This is a genomic window from Flavobacterium sp. CSZ (genome assembly GCF_015350725.1).
GTDB lineage: Bacteria > Bacteroidota > Bacteroidia > Flavobacteriales > Flavobacteriaceae > Flavobacterium.
The window spans coordinates 165,753-185,775 of sequence record NZ_JADKPQ010000002.1 but is presented as its reverse complement, the minus strand read 5'-3'; the positions used below and the strand labels follow the sequence as shown (position 1 = coordinate 185,775).

The 20,023-nt window shown below is 35.0% G+C and carries 12 protein-coding genes and 1 tRNA gene; 1 reads left to right on the top strand and 12 read right to left on the bottom strand.

Annotation, left to right across the window (positions count from 1 at the left end; genetic code table 11):
• Positions 1-3: 3 nt before the first annotated feature.
• Positions 4-945, bottom strand: a complete 942-nt coding sequence (locus IRZ78_RS02980) for a ribose-phosphate pyrophosphokinase (protein ID WP_065451678.1) — start codon at positions 943-945, stop codon at positions 4-6.
• 231 nt (positions 946-1,176) lie between these two features.
• Here IRZ78_RS02980 and IRZ78_RS02975 point away from each other — a divergent pair.
• A tRNA-Leu gene (locus IRZ78_RS02975) sits at positions 1,177-1,256 on the top strand.
• A gap of 112 nt (positions 1,257-1,368) precedes the next feature.
• On the opposite strand, the gene IRZ78_RS02970 is transcribed toward IRZ78_RS02975, so the two are convergent.
• The 11 genes from IRZ78_RS02970 to IRZ78_RS02920 form a co-directional block, all read right to left on the bottom strand.
• Positions 1,369-1,836: an OsmC family protein gene (locus IRZ78_RS02970; protein ID WP_194615115.1), complete on the bottom strand. Its 468-nt coding sequence runs from the start codon at positions 1,834-1,836 to the stop codon at positions 1,369-1,371.
• An 80-nt stretch (positions 1,837-1,916) separates the two neighbouring features.
• Positions 1,917-5,198 carry a T9SS type B sorting domain-containing protein gene (locus IRZ78_RS02965; protein ID WP_194615114.1) on the bottom strand — a complete coding sequence of 1,094 codons (3,282 nt, stop codon included), beginning with the start codon at positions 5,196-5,198 and terminating at the stop codon, positions 1,917-1,919.
• A 163-nt stretch (positions 5,199-5,361) separates the two neighbouring features.
• Positions 5,362-6,546, bottom strand: a complete 1,185-nt coding sequence (locus tag IRZ78_RS02960) for an aldose epimerase family protein (RefSeq protein WP_194615113.1) — start codon at positions 6,544-6,546, stop codon at positions 5,362-5,364.
• A gap of 102 nt (positions 6,547-6,648) precedes the next feature.
• Positions 6,649-8,157 (bottom strand): L-arabinose isomerase, encoded by a 1,509-nt coding sequence (gene araA / locus IRZ78_RS02955; RefSeq protein WP_194615112.1) that lies wholly within the window; start codon positions 8,155-8,157, stop codon positions 6,649-6,651.
• Positions 8,158-8,256: 99 nt separating this feature from the next.
• Positions 8,257-8,958, bottom strand: coding sequence for an L-ribulose-5-phosphate 4-epimerase (locus tag IRZ78_RS02950; protein WP_194615111.1), 702 nt, complete (start codon positions 8,956-8,958; stop codon positions 8,257-8,259).
• The gene (locus tag IRZ78_RS02945) at positions 8,942-10,633 is read right to left on the bottom strand and encodes a ribulokinase (protein ID WP_194615110.1); all 1,692 of its coding nucleotides are present in this window, start codon (positions 10,631-10,633) and stop codon (positions 8,942-8,944) included. Before IRZ78_RS02945 ends, IRZ78_RS02950 begins: the two co-directional genes overlap by 17 nt.
• Before the next feature lie 168 nt (positions 10,634-10,801).
• Positions 10,802-12,787, bottom strand: coding sequence for an alpha-L-arabinofuranosidase C-terminal domain-containing protein (locus IRZ78_RS02940; RefSeq protein ID WP_194615109.1), 1,986 nt, complete (start codon positions 12,785-12,787; stop codon positions 10,802-10,804).
• 491 nt (positions 12,788-13,278) lie between these two features.
• Positions 13,279-15,264, bottom strand: a complete 1,986-nt coding sequence (locus IRZ78_RS02935; RefSeq protein WP_194615108.1) for a glycoside hydrolase family 127 protein — start codon at positions 15,262-15,264, stop codon at positions 13,279-13,281.
• Between the two features lie 13 nt (positions 15,265-15,277).
• Positions 15,278-16,210 carry an arabinan endo-1,5-alpha-L-arabinosidase gene (locus IRZ78_RS02930; protein ID WP_347349810.1) on the bottom strand — a complete coding sequence of 311 codons (933 nt, stop codon included), beginning with the start codon at positions 16,208-16,210 and terminating at the stop codon, positions 15,278-15,280.
• A gap of 98 nt (positions 16,211-16,308) precedes the next feature.
• Positions 16,309-18,672, bottom strand: a complete 2,364-nt coding sequence (locus IRZ78_RS02925; protein WP_194615106.1) for a S8 family serine peptidase — start codon at positions 18,670-18,672, stop codon at positions 16,309-16,311.
• A 263-nt stretch (positions 18,673-18,935) separates the two neighbouring features.
• The gene (locus IRZ78_RS02920; protein ID WP_194615105.1) at positions 18,936-19,892 is read right to left on the bottom strand and encodes a glycoside hydrolase family 43 protein; all 957 of its coding nucleotides are present in this window, start codon (positions 19,890-19,892) and stop codon (positions 18,936-18,938) included.
• Positions 19,893-20,023 lie beyond the last annotated feature (131 nt).

The following is a 20,023-nucleotide window of genomic DNA, read 5'->3' as shown; positions in this document are numbered from 1 at the left end:
TTTTTACATTATAAATTTTCCACTGATGGAATTGTTGTGGTGCACCATGTGCATTACTTCAGCAAAAAGAGGTGCACAACTCACTACTCTGATTTTCTTTGATTCTTTCTTTAATGGGATTGAATCGGTAACTATTAACTCGCTTAATTTTGAGTTTTCGATTTTTTCGTATGCGTCACCTGATAAAATGGCGTGTGTACAAATTGCTCTAACGCTTAATGCTCCTTTTTCGATCATTAAATCTGCCGCTTTCGCTAATGTACCACCAGTATCGATCATGTCGTCTACTAATATTACGTTACGTCCTTTTACTTCACCAATTAGCTCCATAGTGTCGATAACGTTGGCTGCTTTTCTTTGTTTGTAACAGATTACTACATCTGATTCCAGGAACTTAGAGTAAGCATATGCTCTTTTTGAACCTCCCATATCCGGAGACGCAATGGTTAAATTGTCTAAATTTAAACTTTTTACGTATGGTAAAAAGATTGTAGATGCAAATAAATGATCTACTGGTTTTTCGAAAAACCCCTGAATTTGATCTGCGTGCAAATCCATTGTCATTACTCTTGTCGCTCCGGCAGCATCTAATAAATTAGCTACTAATTTTGCTCCAATCGGAACTCTTGGTTTATCTTTTCTATCTTGTCTTGCCCAACCAAAATAAGGCATAACAGCTGTAATGTGTCTGGCTGATGCACGTTTTGCTGCATCAATCATTAGTAACAATTCCATCAAATTATCAGCAGTTGGAAATGTTGAGCACACGATAAAAACGCGTAATCCTCTTATTGATTCTTCGTATGATGGCTGAAATTCTCCATCGCTATACGTTGACATCGTTACTTTTCCTAACGGAATTCCGTATTGTTCTGCAATTTTTTCTGCAAGATAAACACTTTGTGAACAAGCAAAAATTTTAGCTTCTGGTTCTAGGTGCGACATTATAATTTGTTGTTTTGTAGTTAGTTGTGTGTGCTTCGTTTTAACGAGGTGCAAATTTAGAAAATTTATTGGACACTGAAAGGAAAAATTTAAGTATTTTTATTAGAATTTTTAATTTTATTTTTTACATTTGCACCGTGTTAAAGGAATAAGCACAGTTATGACATCATAATTCACTTATTCTATTGCGTTAAAATAATTGATTTACTTAGTTATTTTTTCGTCTGCTAAGCCCGGATGGCGGAATTGGTAGACGCGCTGGTCTCAAACACCTGTGGGAAACCGTGCCGGTTCGACTCCGGCTCCGGGTACAAAAACCTCTTCTTAACGGAAGAGGTTTTTTTGGTTTTATACGGTTAATTTTTCACCAATAACATATGTAAGTTCATTTAACAAGTCTGGTTTTCAACTTAATAATTTTCTTTAAACGTCACAACTCGCCTCATGTAAAACAGGGAAATTGCATGAATTAGCAATAAAACACAATTGATTGGCTTTAAAATGTAAATTTAAAGCAAGTTCAATTTGGTCTGGATTTGTGATTTTTACTTTTGGTTTTAATCGAACTTTTGTAAAACGCCCACTTCCATCTTCGGAGACTTCAAGAGTTGCTTCGGCGTTGTCTGAATATTCGAGTACTTCTATTTTATTTTGAGAGCAGACATATAAATAGGACATCATGTGGCAGGAAACCAAACTGCTCAACAATAAATCTTCGGGATTGTATAATTCCGGATCGCCTTTGAATGCTTTGGCTGCTGAGACATCTAAAACTTGTTTTCCTTCGATTTTAATTTGATGGCTTTTGTTATAGACTTTTGAGATTGTTTCTTTTGAATCTTGATTGGATGTCCAACATAATTCTGCTTTAAATAAATGTTTAAATGCCATTTCTTGTTATATTTTGTGTCAAAATTAAATTTATTCACCAGGAAAAAGATTTTATTATTCCCAATCGGGTTAATTTTATTCTATCGTTTTAATGCAAAATGTCCGGAAAAAACAACCTTATTATTGAAGTTGGCTCTAAACCAATAATCATCAGATAGCATTTCTTTTCCATTATAAAAACCATCCCATCCAGAATCATTTGAGGATAGTTCTTTCAATAATTTACCATATCTGTCAAATATTGATATTTTGGAGTTTGGAAATTTTTTGATAACGCTTATTTGCCAAAGGTCATTATATCCATCATTATTTGGCGTAAAGAATTTTGGGTAATCAATTACAGTAACTTCTTTCGAATCTTCTCCACAACCTTCTTTGTCTCTTACATAAGCAATATAGTTTCCTCCTTGAACATCAGAAAAATAATTGCTGTCCTGATAATTAATACCATCTATAGAATATTCAAAATCACCATAACCTTCTGCTATAATTTCGATGAAATTGTTATCTGACAATTCCTTAAATTTTACTTCTTTGATCGTTGGAAGTACAGATCGTATTAATTCAAAATCAAAACTATTTTCACAATAAATATTGTTTTCAATTTTTCCAACTACAAGTGTGTACTTTCCCGCATGTACTAAACTAGCATTATTAGTATTTGAGATAATATCGCCTTCGGGAGATTTCCAAACATAGCTGTCTAAAGTATTATCAACACTTATAGGCAATGAAGGTTCCAGATTACATAAAAAATAAGTTTTATCGATCTGTAGATTGGGCAAATCATTTATAATTAAATCAAAACTTGTTTCAGAATTACAGAGACTATTTGCTTCGTTCTCAACCCTTATATATATTGTTTGAGATTTTGATTGTGTGTTTTTAAATAATATTGGCAATGGATCAGGCAATGGATTTCTATTATTGTCAAAATACATTATTTTTAAACCTGACTGATTCCCTATAATTTCAGTTTCTAAATTTGACATATCAAAACTAGCAAAACCATTACCTTCATCGCAAGCATATTTATTGGCTGGCTTATTAATTTGTGGTTGTGAAGCTGTTTTTAAAACTAATGATGTTTCTGTATAACAACTAGTCAAAGTATTCGTTACCCTAACAGTTATTATTTCCTGATTATTAGCCGTATTTGTATAAGGATTTGGTAATGGGCTTATTAATGGATTCCCATTAGTGTCAAAATAAGAAACTTTCATACTCTGTTGACTTCCTAAAACAGAAGATTCAACATTCGAAGTATCAAAATATTCTGAAATACCATCGTTGTTATCATCACATCCAATAAGCTCTTGTAAAGAGTTTGCTATCGGCAACGGATTTACTATTAACTTAAAAGTTGTTTCGTTAAAACAATTTGTATCTGTATTAATTGCTTTTACTTTTATTATTTCTTCTTTAAGCACCAAATTAGAAATTGCATTTAATGGATCTACTATTTTCTGTCCGGTTTGATGGTAAAATTCAACTTTTATATTGGTTGCAGATCCTACAATTAAGGTTTCTATTGGCTTTAAATTAAATTGAGCAAAACCATCTGTATCATTGTCACAGGTATTTAAATCAGTAATAACAGATAAATTGGGTAATGGATTTACAATTAAATCAAAAGTAGTTTCAGAATAGCAACAAAGATTATCTTTATGGCTTACTCTTACCGTTATTGTTTCTCTGTCTTTAATGATATTCGTAAACGGATTTGGCAATGAAGTATATTTATTTCCCTTACCATCTATAAAAGTTACATCTTTATCTGTTTGCCCTCCTAATAACTGCTGTGTAACCGTCGAAACATCAAAAGATTTTGAGATACCTGTGCCGGATATACTTTCGCATGCATACAGATTACTGATTCCGTACGCTTTTGGCGGTTCTTTTGCATCAATTATCTCTGACAAAGTTTCTACAGTTCCATCTTTACCAGTAACTATGGCCGTAACAATATATCTTCCATCTGCTGAGAAATCGTGAAAGGGAGATAAATCTGTAGAGGTATTAGTTGTTCCTGAAGCCGGATCACCAAAATTCCAAGCTATTGAAGCTACTTTTGACTGATCATCGACACTAAATTCTTTTAAAAATTCAGAGCAGATATTTGAAAAATTCATTTCGAAATGGTTAGAGACATTCTTTACATTCCCTGTTACATTAATATAAAAATTAGCATTTGGAAATCCAAAATCAGCAGTAGAAACATATTTATCTCCGGCTCCTGACAAATTTATGCAACCTCTTTGCCATGACACATCATTATCTTGTGCTGAACCAGCTATAAATGCGACTCCTTCACCTCCTTCAATTCCTTTGTGCACTTCTACGAGAATTCTTTCTACGCCTGCAGGAATTACTATTGGTGTATCAAAATCGACCTGTACAATCTGAGATTCATGACCTAAACCATATTGAAGTACTCTAGACTGACTACTTCCTATCAAATTTGTTTCGGAAAAAGAAGCTGGAAAATTATTGTCTATTTTGTAAATATTAAATTTAATATTGGGTTGCCAACCCGTTTTATTAATTGCAACTTGCCCTGAATTAATTACGAATTCTTCGTTATTTGATATTCCAAAATCTTTTAAAGTAAATGCTCTTGCCCAATAAATATTAGTAGAACTGCAGGAATGTATAGCTGTTTCTATTACATCATCACAAACATTATGAGACAGTCTTGTTATTGGCCCAGTACTTTTTGACTTAAATGCCTCACCAGTTACATTTATATAAAAATTTGCATCTGGAACAGGAATAGCTAGATCCGTAGTACGTGTAAAATGGCGATTAGGTTCGCAACCTCCGTACCATGAATCTCCCTTATCTTGAGCAGTTCCAGCAATAAAGACTTCTGCTGATGTATAATTAGTGTAGTCTTTTTGCTTACTTACAGTTACCAAAATTCTTTCTATTCCAGCTGGAACAATAATTGGTTTATCGAAATCTATTTGCACAATTTCCGGATTACCATCAATAACTTTCGTTGGCTTAAAGCCTCCAGTTCCAAGTAATGGTTTTTCAAAATAGGAATTAAAGAGATCAGGAAATCTATTGTCAACAATATAAACCGAAAAAAACAGATTTGAACCTGCATCTGATTTAGCAATTCCAATCTGACCTGATTTAATAATAAATTGTTCATTTGGTGCTATACCAAAATCTGATAATTTAAACACTCTTGACCAACTTTCATCATCCTTACAAGAGTACATATCAGTCTTAACAAGTGTTGTTCCTATATTATTGGTTAATGTTATTTGTGCATTTGCATATTGAAAAACTAAAAAAACTAAAAATGAAATTACTATATTAAATTTACTACTTCTGGTTAATGTCATTTTCATTTAAATAATTTTAGTTTCTATATTTAGATTTAGGTAATTAACTTCAAATATAAGAAGGATAAGCTACAAATTCATCTCGAAAATATTTACAAATAAAAAAACCTCGCAAGCATCACTTACGAGGTTTTTTAAAATTACTAAACTAATAAACAGGATTCTAAAACTATTTCTTCACTGAGAATTTAAAAGTAGTTTTAGTTTTATAATTTTCTCCCGGGTTTAAAACCGTTGTTGGGAAATTTTTCTGGTTTGGAGAATCTGGATAATGTTCTGTTTCCAGACAAAGTCCGGTTCTGTGAGCATACGTTCCGCCTTGTGGCATTGGTAACGTTCCGTCAAGGAAATTTCCTGAATAAAACTGAATTCCAGGTTCGTCTGTTGTCATTTCCATCACTCTTCCGCTTGCTGCGTGGTATACTTTTGCAATGATTGTTTTTCCTTTTTCAGGATTGTTCAATACCCAGCAATGATCGTATCCTTTTCCTCTTTCTAATTGTTCGTTTTTAACCTCGATGTCTTTCCCAATTAATTTTGGAGTTCTAAAATCGAAAGGTGTACTGGCAACATCTTCTAATTTTCCTGTTGGAATTAAAGTCGCGTCAACCGGAACTAATTTATCAGCATTTAAAGTCAATTCGTGATCTAAGATTGTTTTTGTAAAGTCTCCTGATAAATTGAAATACGAATGCTGTGTTAAATTCACTACTGTTTTCTTATCAGTAGTTGCTTCGTAAAGCACTTCTACTTCGTTATCATTATTTAATGTATACGTTACAAAAACCTGTAAGTTTCCAGGATAACCTTCTTCCTTATCTTTACTTAAATAAGATAATTTTAAAGAAGCTGTATTTCCTGATTTTACCTCATCGGCTTTCCATACAATATTAAAAAAGCCTTGTGGTCCTCCATGCAAAGCATTTGGTGCATTATTTATAGCTAATTGATATTCTTTTCCGTCTAAAGTGAATTTTCCCTTTGCAATTCGGTTTCCGTATCTTCCGATCAAAGCTCCAAAAAATGGATTTTCTTTCTCGTATTGTGCCAAAGAATTAAACCCGATCACTACATTTTCAGAAACACCGTCTTTATTTGGTACTTTCAATTCTGTAATTCTTCCGCCAAAAGTGATGATATTTACTTCCATCCCATTTTGGTTTTTCAGCTTATAACTATCGACTTTTTCTCCTTTTGCGGTGGTTCCATAAGAAGATTTTTCGATTGTAACCGTAGCTTTTTCATCAGAAGAAACTGTTGTAGCATCTGTTTTTTTATCGCTTTTGCACTGAACTGAAACTGCAGCCAGACTCAAAAGGCTGATTCCAAAAACGCAACGTTTTAATACATTCATAAATGATATTTTAATTGGTTAAATGTTAGATGTTAAAAACTTAAAAGTAACAAAAAAACTTTACTCCCGATAGCTATCGCGATAGCAACTTAGTACCTTAGATTAAAGTCCATGTTGAAACAAATGATAATACGCTTCGTTCGCATTGATCTTATCTTTAAAGTCTCTTACGGTTGTTTTTGCGTCAATAACCAATAATTCGATTCCGGCGATATCAGCAAAATCTTCCATATATTCTGTTGTGATGGCCTGACTGTAAACGGTATGATGCGCTCCTCCGGCAAGAATCCAAGCAGTTGCCGCGATATCAAGGTTTGGTTTGCAATCCCATAAAACCCTGGCTACCGGTAATTTTGGTAAATCTGCTAATGGTTTAATAGCTTCCACTTCGTTTACAATCAAACGGAAACGATTTCCCATATCTACCAAAGAAACATTGATTGCATCTCCTGCAGGTGAATTAAACACCAAACGAGCTGGATCTTCTTTTCCGCCAATTCCTAAAGGATGTACTTCGCATGATGGTTTTGCCTCTGCAATAGACGGACAAATTTCTAACATGTGAGATCCTAAAACATATGATTTTTGTGGAGTGAAATGATACGTATAATCTTCCATGAAAGATGTTCCTCCCTCAAGACCTACGTTCATCACTTTTAAGGCACGAACCATTGCAGCGGTTTTCCAGTCGCCTTCGCCACCAAAACCATAACCATCGGCCATTAATCTTTGTGTTGCAATTCCCGGTAGTTGTTTCCAAACTCCAAGGTTTTCAAATGTATCTGTAAAGGCTCCAAAACCTCCTTCTTCAAGGAAAGCTCTTAAACCTAATTCTATTTTTGCTGCTTCTACTAATGAACTTCTTTGCGCTCCGCCTTCTTTTAAAGCATCAGTCAAAGAATAAGAAGATTCATAAACGGCTAATAAATCATTCAATTGTTGCTCTGTAACTTTCTCGATATGTTTGCTAACATCTGAAGAATCATATCCGTTAACCGACATTCCGAAACGAATCTGAGCTTCTACTTTATCGCCTTCTGTAACGGCAACTTCACGCATATTGTCTCCAATACGGGCTACTTTTAAGTTTTGAAGTTCATCCCATCCAAGAGCAACTCTTGTCCAAACGCCTAATTTATTTAAAACGCGAGGATCTTCCCAATGTCCAACCACTACTTTACGTTTTTTACGCATTCTGGACATGATAAAACCAAACTCACGATCTCCGTGTGCCGATTGGTTCAGGTTCATGAAATCCATATCGATAGTTCCCCAAGGAATTTCAGCGTTATATTGTGTATGCAAATGGCATAATGGTTTCTTTAAAATACTCAATCCGCCAATCCACATTTTTGCCGGAGAAAAAGTGTGCATCCAGGCAATAATCCCGATACAGTTTTTAGCCGTGTTTGCCGCTAAACAAACATCTAATATTTGAGCAGGAGATTTTACCACATCTTTATAAACCACTTTTACAGGAATACTAGATGATCCGTCTAATCCTTTTGCTATTATTTGCGAGTGTTCTGCCACTTTTCTAAGTGTTTCTTCACCGTATAATTCCTGGCTTCCTACTACAAACCAAACTTCTTTTTGAGATATATCTATCATTATGTTTAATCGTTTATTTATTGAACTGTTAATTTGTTGTATCGTTTAATCGTGAAAACGGAACCGATTAAACGATTTACCGATTTACCGAATAAACAATTATTGTCCGTAATACGAGTCTTTTCCGTGCTTACGATTGTAATGTTTCTTTATTAGGGAATCTTTTAATCTTGGCGCGTTTGGGTTTATTTGTAAAGTCAGATAGGCCATTTCAGCTACGACTTCCAGAACCTTGCTGTTGTACACGGCTTTGGCTGCGTTTTTCCCCCAGGCAAAAGGACCGTGATTTCCAATTAGAACCATTTCTACTTCTTCGTATGAAAGATTTTTTTCTTTGAAACAATCCAAAATCTGAATTCCGGTATTGTGTTCGTAGTTTCCTTCAATAAGTGAATCTGCCATCGGTGGCGCACACGGAATATCAGCCGTTAAATGATCGGCATGTGTTGTTCCGAAGATTGGAATATCACGCTGTGATTGTGCCCAGGCTACCGAATAAGTAGCATGTGTATGCGCAACGCCTCCAATATTTGGCCAGTTTTTATATAAGTAAGCATGCGTTTTTGTGTCTGATGACGGACGCATAGAACCTTCGATAATATTATTATCAAAATCGACAATCACAATATCTTCCGGTTTTAAATCTTCGTACGGAACGCCACTTGGTTTAATGGCAAAAACACCATTTTCTCTGTCTACCGCACTTACATTCCCAAAAGTATATACTACCAAGTTCAATGCATTCAATTGCATATTGGCTTCGTAACATTCCTGTTTTAAATCTTTATAAAGAGAACTCATGTTGCGAAATTTTAATAGTTGGATCTTCGTAAGCACTTAATTGATCGTATGCCAAAAGCAGTTTATGATATGCTGCTACCTTGTCTAATTGAGGGAAATATTCTCCGTCGAAATCGCTTCCTATTTTTTGGCTTGCTTCAATTACATTCGGATAAATTCCTGCTGCAACTGCTGCATAAATCGCCGCTCCTAAAGCTGGAGTTTGGTCTGAAGCTGCAATTTTAATTGGCTTGTTCAAGACGTTTGCCAAAGTCTGCATGATAAAAGGAGATTTACGGGCAACGCCCCCAATCCCGATAACACTGTCGATTTTTACACCTTCTTCTTCAAAACGATCCACGATTTTCTTCGCTCCAAAACAAATTGCGTTTACTAAAGCTTTAAAAATATGTGGCGCTTTTGTTCCTAAAGAAAGATTTGAAATCGCGCTTTTTAATTCCTGATTAGCATCTGGAGTTCTTCTTCCGTTGATCCAGTCTAAAGCAATTGGAAGACTGTCTGAAACTGGAATTTTCTCTGCTTCTTTTGTCAATTCTACAATTAATTTATCGCTGAATTCTTCTCTTAATTGTTCTTTTTGAGCATCATTTAAAACAGTCGAAGCCGTTAATAAATGATCGGTTGGCCAAAGCAATAATTCTTTGTACCAGGCCAGTAAATCGCCAAAAGCAGATTGTCCGGCTTCTAAACCAATATAACCCGGAATTACAGATCCTTCAACTTGTCCGCAGATTCCGCGAACGGTTTTGGTTCCTACTTCTTCTTTTGAACCTACCAAAATATCACAAGTCGAAGTTCCCATTACGCGAACTAAAGTATTTTCTCCAATTTTAGCTCCAACAGCTCCAGAGTGTGCATCGAAAGTTCCTACCGCTACAACTGTATCTGTAGAAAGTCCTAAACGATCTGCCCATTCTTTGCTTAGATTTCCGGCAACTACATCTGATGTATACGTTTCATCATATAAATTACCACGAAGTGTTGCTAAATATGGATGTAATTTTTCTAAGAATTCCACTGGCGGAAGCCCATTCCAGTCTTCGTGCCACATCGCTTTATGACCTGCTGCGCAACGGCTTCTTTTAAAGGTTTTTAAATCTTTGTCTTCTATTAATAAATAGGTCATTAAATCGCAGTGCTCCATCCAGGTGTGCGCTGCATTTCGAACGGCTTCATCTTCTCTGGCAATGTGCAGGATTTTTGCCCAAAACCATTCTGATGAATAAATTCCGCCTACATATTTGGTTACGTTTTCCCCGCCCCAGCTTACCGCCAGTTCGTTGATTTCGTTTGCTTCATTTATCGAAGTATGATCTTTCCAAAGTACCATCATCGCATTCGGATTTTCCTCAAAACCTTTTGTCAAGGCCAACGGAATTCCTTCTTTCGTAACAGGCACAGGAGAAGATCCTGTAGTATCAATACAGATTCCGCGCACTTGCGAAGCATCGACTTTACTTTCTTTTATAACCGTTTGAATAGTGATTTCTAAACCTTCAATATGGTCTAATGGATGTTGACGAAACTGATTTGCAGCCGCGTCACAATATTGCTTGTTTTTCCATCTTTTATAATGAGAAACATTGGATGCCAGCTCTTGCCCATTTTCAGTATCTATTAGCATCGCTCGAACTGAATCTGTTCCGTAGTCCAATCCTATAACGTAATTTTTCATTCGAAATTCATTTTATAATAATGACAAATATAAATATAAATATTTTATAAGTGTACAAAAAACACTTAATAAAAATAAGCCTCTTAATTTTTGCAAATAATGCATCAAAACAGTCGTTTAGAATAAAAACAGAAAACAAACGTTGATTTTACATTTATTATCTTGCGATTATTTCATCTTTATCTTCAAAACGGTAACTGAGTAAGCCGGAAAATCATATTGAACCTTGTTTCCGTTTACTTTAAATTCGCTTTCTTTTGGGCTAATTTTAGTTGGAGATTCAAAAGAATTTTCATCATTTATTCCGTCACCTTTTAAGATTATTGCCGTTCCTTTTGTGTCTAATTTTACTCCTTTTACATCAATTGAAGCATTTTGTGCCGATGCAGAAGCGTTCACAATTTTCAGGATTACTTCTTTAGAATTCACATCTTTTACTGCCGATGCAAACAAATCATTTTGTCCTGTAATGGCTTTTCCGTCTTTTGTAATATTGATTAAATCGGTTCCTTTATTATTAGAAAATAATTTCTGAACATAATAATTTGGTGTTCCGTACGATTGTAAATTGTTGAACCAAATCATGTCCGGAGTCCATTGCCAGCCTTCTACGTGAGCCAATAACGGCGCATAAGATGTCAGGTGAACTACCTCAGCATTACGCTCCATTCCGGTCATAAAAGCGGCCTCAGAAAAAGCACATTCCCAGTTGTTTTTATTATCCGGACTTGCAATCGCTACACTTTGCGCTGCATATTCTCCAGCAAAAATCTTTGGTCCTTTACGGTCATAATTATCGTAACGTGTTACATTTTTACGAAACCAGGCCGGATCTTTATAATAATGTTCGTCTACAATTTCAGCATTTAGTTTTTTAAGTTCTTTCATGCCGTAATCAAAATAATCTCCGTCAGGAAATGGTCCTGTTCCCGAAACAATTGTGATGTTTGGATATTTGTCTTTTATCGCTTTTTGAAATACTTTGAAACGCTCGATATAATCTGGTCCCCATTGCTCATTTCCAACTCCGATATGTTTTAAATTAAATGGTTTTGGATGTCCCATATCCGCTCTCACTTTTCCCCAAGCGGTAGTTTGATCTCCGTTTGCGAATTCAATTAAGTCTAAAGCATCTTGTACATACGGATCTAATTGGTCCATTGGTACCAATTCTCCTGTGTTGAATTGGCACGCCATTCCGCAACTTAAAATAGGTAATGGTGCAGCTCCAATATCTTCTGAAAGTTGGAAATATTCATAGAATCCTAATCCAAAACTCTGGAAATAATCCGGTGCAGGTTTATGCGCAAATTCGGTATTCCAACGGTTGATCATGGTTTCTCTGTCTTCAACATTTCCAATCGATTTTTTCCATTGGTAACGCAATGCCAGCGTTTTTCCTTCTACAATACATCCGCCCGGAAAACGTAAAAATCCTGGTTTCAAATCGTATAATAATTGTACTAAATCAGCACGCATTCCGTTCTTTCTGCCTTTCCAGGTATCTTCCGGAAACAGAGAAATCTGATCTAAATCGATTACTCCACTTCCTTCAAAAGTGATTCTGATTTGCGCTTTTGCTTCTGTTGCCGTTGCGGTTAATTGTGCCGTATAACTCGTCCAATCTTTTGCTGTTGGAACAATCGAAGTTTCGCCTAATACCTTTTTATTTTTATCAATGAATTGGATTTTAATCTTCGAAACATTTCCAGATATTTTTGAAGCTTTTAGCGATAAATTATATTTTAGATCTTTCTTGATTCCCATTCCTCTGAAACCTTCATTGATCAATTCATAACCATTTGCATCGTTTATTGTAACTCGGCAATAATTATGATTAGTTCCTTTTTGAGAATACTGAATGATGTTCGCGATTCCGGATTGAAGGTTTAATTTGTGTCGGTCGCTGTTGGGTTCGTTCCAACCCATCATAGGCGTTTCAAATTCGAAGGATCTATTCTTGATCATTTCGGCATATAATCCTCCATCAGCAGCAAAATTGATGTCTTCAAAAAACACTCCGTACATCGTAGGCTGAATTTTGGTAACGGTTTTTGCAGCGTCTACCTGAAGATTGTTTTTTTGTGCCGAAGCATAAAAGCCGTTAAGCAATAAACCACAAAGGGTAATTTTGGTAATTAAATTGGACTTCATTTTTTGTTTAATTAAATGTGTTTTAATGGCACACGGATGACGCGGATTAAAACGGATTTTTATTTTTTTGTTTCACGCAGATTTTTGCAAATCTGAGCAGATTTTATTTTCTAATCTTTGAGGGTTTAAACACATAGAAACATATCTTTTGATTCTTAAAAAAGGTATTTCATTTATCTAAACAAACATAGCTATGTGTGCAAATCCAGATTTGTTTTATTCTCTTTTTTATTCATTTAGAAATCTATGTTTCTATGTGTTTAAATATTTCTCTCGCAGATTATGCAGATCGAGCAGATTTTTTTCTAATCTTTTAATCCTTTATCCCGATAGCTATCGGGAGTGGATATTTTTTATGTTATGCGTCTGACGGATTGAAATCCGTCTCTACAATATGATTCGTTCCTTCGGAACTTTTTTTTAATCTTTTTTAATCCTTTAATCTGTGGCATTATCTTTATTCTATGTGCTTTACTCTTTGTTCTATATTCTTAATTCCCTTTATAATCCAACCAAACTTTCATTTTCCCAACACCTCGGTTTGACCAGCTGTAATAAGGAATCGCTTTGAATTTTGAATTTTCGATGACGTTTACGCCTTGCAATAAATTAGGTTCTTTTTTTACTTTGAAAGTATCTCCTGATGCTACATTTATTTTATCGAAATTGGTTTTATTATCGATTTCTTCTACAGCATAAACGATTGGTCCGTATTCTAAAGAGACTTTGTTTTTGTTGGTTTCAACTTTGGCATTTGTTTCCACTTCCTGAACTTCCATTGGGAAATTAAGATTGATTTTGTCTCCTTTTTTCCAATTTCTGGTAATGGTGAAATAACCGTCTTGTGGCTGAATGGCTAAAACTTCTCCGTTTAAATTGATTGTTACTTTTTGAGTCGAAGCTTTTTTATAAGAATATAAATCGCCCGGTAAAACTTCATTTCTTGCCCAACCTGGAACTCTCAATTTGATTGTGAATTGGCTTTGTTTTTTCGGGTTAACCGAAAGGACTACTTTTCCGTCCCAAGGATATCCGGTTTGCTGAGAAATCTGTAAATCAGTTTTTCCTAAATTGAAAGAGGCGTTGTTTGAAGCGTACAAATTGACATAAAGCGCGTCTTTTGATTTTGAATAAATCAATCCCGGAATCGAAGGCACAAATCGGATTAAGTTCGTTGGGCAGCAAGAACAGTCAAACCAAGCCTGACGTGTGCAAGATCCTCTGTTCGATTTAAAAACGCCATCAGATTCTAAGGCGTTTGGGTAGAAAAATTCTTTTCCGTCTAACGAAATTCCGGAGATTAATCCGTTGTACATCGTTCTTTCGATCACATCAAAATATTGCGATTTACCGGTAAGATTATGCAATCTGTGATTCCAATATACATCGCCAATTGCAGCGCAGGTTTCGTTGTATGCGGTTAAGTTTGGTAATTCGTAATTATTTCCAAAAGCTTCTCCGTCGTGTCTTGAACCAATTCCGCCAGTGATGTACATTTTTTTGTTTACCATATTGTTCCATAAATTATTCACAGCATCGGTATAACCTTTGTCTTTTGTCATGGCGGCAATATCTGTCATTCCCGCATACATATAAACAGCTCTTACAGCATGACCAACTGCTTCGTTTTGCTGTATTACCGGAATATGATCTTGCGCATATTCGCCATATAATTTATGATTATTAGGATTTCCGCGATTGTCTAAATAATATTTTGCCAGTTTTAGATAATCTTCTTTTCCGGTAATTTGATACAACTTGATCAAACCTGTTTCTACAATCTGATGTCCCGGAACTCCTTTTACCTGACCTGGTTTGTCGCCAAAAGTTTTTACCAATAAATCGGCATTTTTGATGGCAATATCAAGGAAATTTCTTTTTCCGGTTGCTTCATAGTGTACCACAGCAGCTTCGATCAAATGTCCTGCATTATAGCATTCGTGGCTAATTTGTAATGATTCCCAACGTTTTCCTTCAATAACCGGAACCCAAGGCGCTGGTGGTTTTGCAGGGTTTATGGTTCTCCAGGTTGTTAGGTATCCATCTTTTTCCTGACCAATTTTTACAATGGCAATCAAGGAATCTAATACTTTTTCAAGTTTTGGATTTGGTGCACTAATTAAGGTATTCGACGCGCCTTCGATAATTTTATAAACATCGGTATCATCAAAAGGCATTTCTCCTCTTACTGTTCCTGTTTTTTGTTTTCCTGCAATTAAGAAATTTTCGAATCGACCTTCTTCGTTACATTTTTGAATGGCGTATGCAATCGTAATTTCCTGCACTCTTTTTATAATAGGCAACCAAAAAGAATCGGTCAGTTTTACATTTTGAATGTTGACCGGTTCTATTTCGTAACCCGCTTTTAAGGCCGATGTTTTATTCGATTGCACGACATCATTTCTGGTTTCTTTACAGGACACAAAAATCAAAAATGATAGAAAAATCGTGAGGATATGGAAGGTATATTTTTTCATTATTTTGAATATTCTATTTTAAAACGGGCCATAAATCATTGTCCCAAAGCATTTCTTTAACGACTAATCTTGGTGTTCCGTTGGTTTTCTTTTCGTAAGCGTGATAGAAAATATAATCTTTTCCGTCAAACGTATAAGCGCTGTTATGGCCTACGCCAAAGTAACTCTCATCGCCCTGAACTACGATACTTCCGCCACCTTCGTTTAAAGATTTTCCGTCTTTATCGACATAAGGTCCTATCACATTTTTAGATCTTCCAACAACAACTTTATAAGTACTTTTTTCTCCGCGGCAGCATAAATCCCAAGAAAGAAACTGATAGTAATAACCGTTTTTCTTAAAGATAAAAGGAGCTTCAAGCGCACCATCGCCCGGGTCTGCATCCGGTAATTCGAAAGTTCTTTTTCGTTTTGCAATCGTGTGCCATTCTTGTGGCTGGGCGATCGATTTTAAATCGGGATTTAGTTTTACCAGTTTCAATCCTTCCCAAAAAGAACCAAATGATAACCACGGCGTATTGTTTTCATCGAAGATTAAATTTGGATCAATAGCATTCCACATATCGCGATTGGGTTGCGATTGAATCACGATTCCCTGATCGACCCATTTGTATTTTTTGTCTTTTGGATCTAATGTTGTATTGGTCGCCACACCAATCGCCGACGTATTTTTGGCGAAAGCCGAAACCGAATAATACAGATAATAGACATTGTTGTGCAATGAAATATCCGGCGCCCAAATATGATTTTTGAAATCGGCCGCAACGCCATCTGCCCAAACAGGTTTGTCTTTGAAAACCTGCGGCTCGGGATTCCAGTTTTTTAAATCTTTCGAACTAAAAACACTGATTCCGTTACCGGTGCAATACAAATAATAGGTGCCTTTTTGTTTGATAACGACGGGATCGTGAACGACTATTTCCTGTGCAAATGATACTGAACCCATCAGTATCATTAGAGCAGAAAAAATACATTTTATGTTTTTATAAAACTTCATATTATTTATTTTCAGATATAAACCGCTATTTTAAAGTTAATTAATTTCTATTTTATAATTACCTGATGACTTTCTGTTTGACCATCAATGTCTATTTTCAATACATATATCCCTTTTTTATAATTGCTAACATTCAACGAAGCTATATTGTTTATAACCGAAATACTTTCAGTTTTATTTCCATTCAAATCATATAATGTAGCTGTGATTTTTGAAGTTTTTACAGGGACTGTCTTTCCATCTATTAATGAAATATTCAATATATCACTTGAAGGATTTGGATATACTACATATTGAACGGTTTCTTCATTTGTTGTCGTTTTTTGCGCGCTTATTGTACTGCTTGGGCAACTGCCTAACATAGCGTAATTACTATACGAACTTGTAGCACATCCTAACGTAGCTTTGGCTGTATAGATGAAATAATTTTGAGTATAGGTGTTTAATGATATTTTGAAAAGAAACACATTATTTGAAGTTTTGGTATATGTAATTCCTGTTGGTAAATTAATAAAAGAATAATCGTAAACATGTGAGGCATCAATATCCATATTCGTAATTGTTAAAGTAACAAAACGATATTGACCACAGGTTTCATTTGTTTTTTGTACATTGAATGTTGGTTGTCCTACCCAAATATTTTTGGTTAAAGTTTGTCCACTTTGAAAAGTAGCGGTTATTGTCCCATTCCCTGAACCGTTTGCTGTTACACTAACAGAGTTATTTGTTGGATTTGACAAAATTAAATTTGATGAACAACTCCAAGAAGTGACAAGACCATTTGCATAATTTTGTATTGTATAAATATTAGTTGTAGAAGTACAAATCGTTGGATTTCCAGTTATACTTAAATTTAAAGCTTTTAGAACCGCATTCATAGCATTAATTCTACCATAACCAACTTCATTATTCCAAGTCCCATTTGCCTGACCGGTTACATTTGAAGAATATGAATATCCCGTTACCTTATCTGTTGAAGTTTCTAAATATTGTCTCGCCTCTACTCCTGTTAAGTTAGGATTTACAGATAGTATTAAAGCAACAACACCTGCTGCATTCGGACAAGCAGAAGAGGTTCCGTTGAAATCAGATCTATAATCTCCATAATCATAACCTGCTGATCCCGAAATATCCGTAGTATATATTTTTACGCCCGGTGCAACTACGTCAATTCCAGCACCATAGTTACTCCCCCACCAAGATTCTCCGTCACAAGAAGTGGGTGTTTTTCTTTGGTCACACATTGAACTAGCCCCAACTGCTATAACATTTGGCAACGTAGCAGGATAACTAACTGCAACGTTTTCATTACCAGTAGCAAATAAAACAACAGCCCCTTTTCCGTTTCTGCCATTTGTAACGGCATTATTTATTGCATTGGTAATTGTAGAAGATGGACTTCCTCCTCCCCAAGAGTTACTTAAAACATCCGCCTGATTTTGAACCGCGAAATTAATGCCTGCTGATATCCAATTATCATTAGTTTGCCAAAAACCATTGTTATCTTTCAATGCAATCCTAATCGGGATAACTTTTGAATTGTATGCTACGCCAACAGTACCAATATTATTATTAGCTACCGCAGCCACAATACCTGCGCAACCTGTTCCGTGAGCATCATTATTTGAGGGACCTCCGCTAGAATTTCCTCCTGTTGCATCATACCCCGGTAAAAGATTTGCATTTAAATCAGGATGATTCAAATCTACTCCTTCATCTATAATGGCTACTTTTATTCCGTTACCTGTAGAAAAATTCCATGCATTATCTACATCCATATCTGCATCTATAGTACCTCCAAAATATCCCTGATTGTTTATTGTCCATTGCGAAGCATAAAAAGGATCTGTGGTTTGGGGTTTTATAAATCTAATAAAATTTGGTTCGGCATAATCAATATTTTTATTCTTTTGTAAAAACTCAGCCAATGCAAATAATTCTGGAGTTGAGATGTTGTCTATCGTTATCAAAAATTGATTTGTTAGAAAGTCATCTTTTTTAATCGTAAAATTGTATTCTTTCAGAAGTAAATCGAAATCAACCTCAATTTTTGTTTTAACATTGAGTTCTCCATTACAAACTTGTTCAACTCCGTCTTTATATATCAAGACTGGTTCAATACTTGTTACTTTATCACTAAATTTATTTTTTAACGCTGATTTTGTGTTGGTAAAATCTGTGTAATTAAGTTGAGCGGTCTTTATTATAGCAGTGTTTTTAGATATTTCTGTAAATTGATTATTACTCTGTTTTTGAATGGTTTCCCTATCTTCATCTTTGAATTTTACTAAAAATTTTTCTGTTGAAATTTGAAACTCTATTACTTCTTTATCATTTTGAAGTTTTAACTTTTGCTGTGCTTTCAAGATAAGTGAAAGTGTTAAGAATACGAAGAGTATTATTTTTTTCATTGTTTGCAATTTTAGTTAATATTAAAAATTTATAAGTGTAATCTGTAGAACCAACTTTTTTATATAACTTTTTTTGGTTTGCAAGAAATATAACTACAACAAAAAGATCAGTTGAGATTCTCCAAAATCATTCAAAAAAATTGAATAACATCTGAGAATTTTTTCGTGCAAAGCCATTAGATATGATTACCAATTGAATAATCTTTCTTTTTATATCATGTTTGTTTTTCATGAGCAGCTATGTGTCTTTTTATTCTTATTAATTACTTCACTATTCCTTCAGAGGTCATCACCACTCGTTTCATCGTTCCGTCTTTATTATAATACAATTTGTCTACACAAACTGATCTTCTGAAACTTCCTCCATGCGGAATTGACGCTCCGTTGTGATAAATAAAATACGATTGTCCTTTAAAATCTATAATTGACTGGTGATTGGTATTACTGTTCCCGGCTAATTCGTTCAGGATTCCTTTGAACTCCCAAGGACCTGTAATAGACTTACTCATGGCGTAGGCGATTTTTTCAGGAAACTCATACGCGTATGATAAATAATACCAGTCTTTATGTTTATGAATCCATGGCGCTTCGGTAAAATGCGGCAAATCGATGTGCTGAATTGGACCGTCTAATTCCAGCATATTTTCTTTTAATTTTGCATAATGACAAGCGGTATTTCCCCAAAACAAATAGGCTTGTCCATCAGTATCGATATAAACCGTTGGATCGATATCGTCCCAGCTTATATCGGTAAATTTGGTCATATCGTTTGTAATCAGCGCTTTTCCTAAAGCATCTTTAAAAGGCCCTGTTGGACTGTCGGAAACTGCAATTCCAATTGATTTTCCGTGTACTGATCCATGCTCAACGGTTACATACCAATAAAATTTTCCGTTTCTTTCAATAACTTGTGAAGCCCATGCATCTCCTTTTGCCCAAGCAAAATCAGTTGTTTTTAACGGCACCGGATGCGATTCCCATTTTTTCATATCTGATGAAGAATATACTACCCATTCATTCATTTTATAAAAATTAAAATCGTTTGGCGCTTCGTCATGACCCGCGTATAGATAGACTTTATCTTTATAAACTAATGCCGCAGGATCGCCTGTATATTGATCTTTGATTATTGGATTATTGAATTTTGCGGGATCAATTTGGCTTTGAACTGTTTGACAGAAAGTAAGTAAAAGTGATATGGTCGTAATTATATTTTTCATTATAATTTATTTTAAAACATAGTTTTTATGTGTTAAATATTTTTTCTCGCAGATTTGGCAGATTGAGCAGATTTTTATCTTTTTAATCTTTTACTCTGTGGCTATTATTTAATGTTTAGAATTTTAAAAAT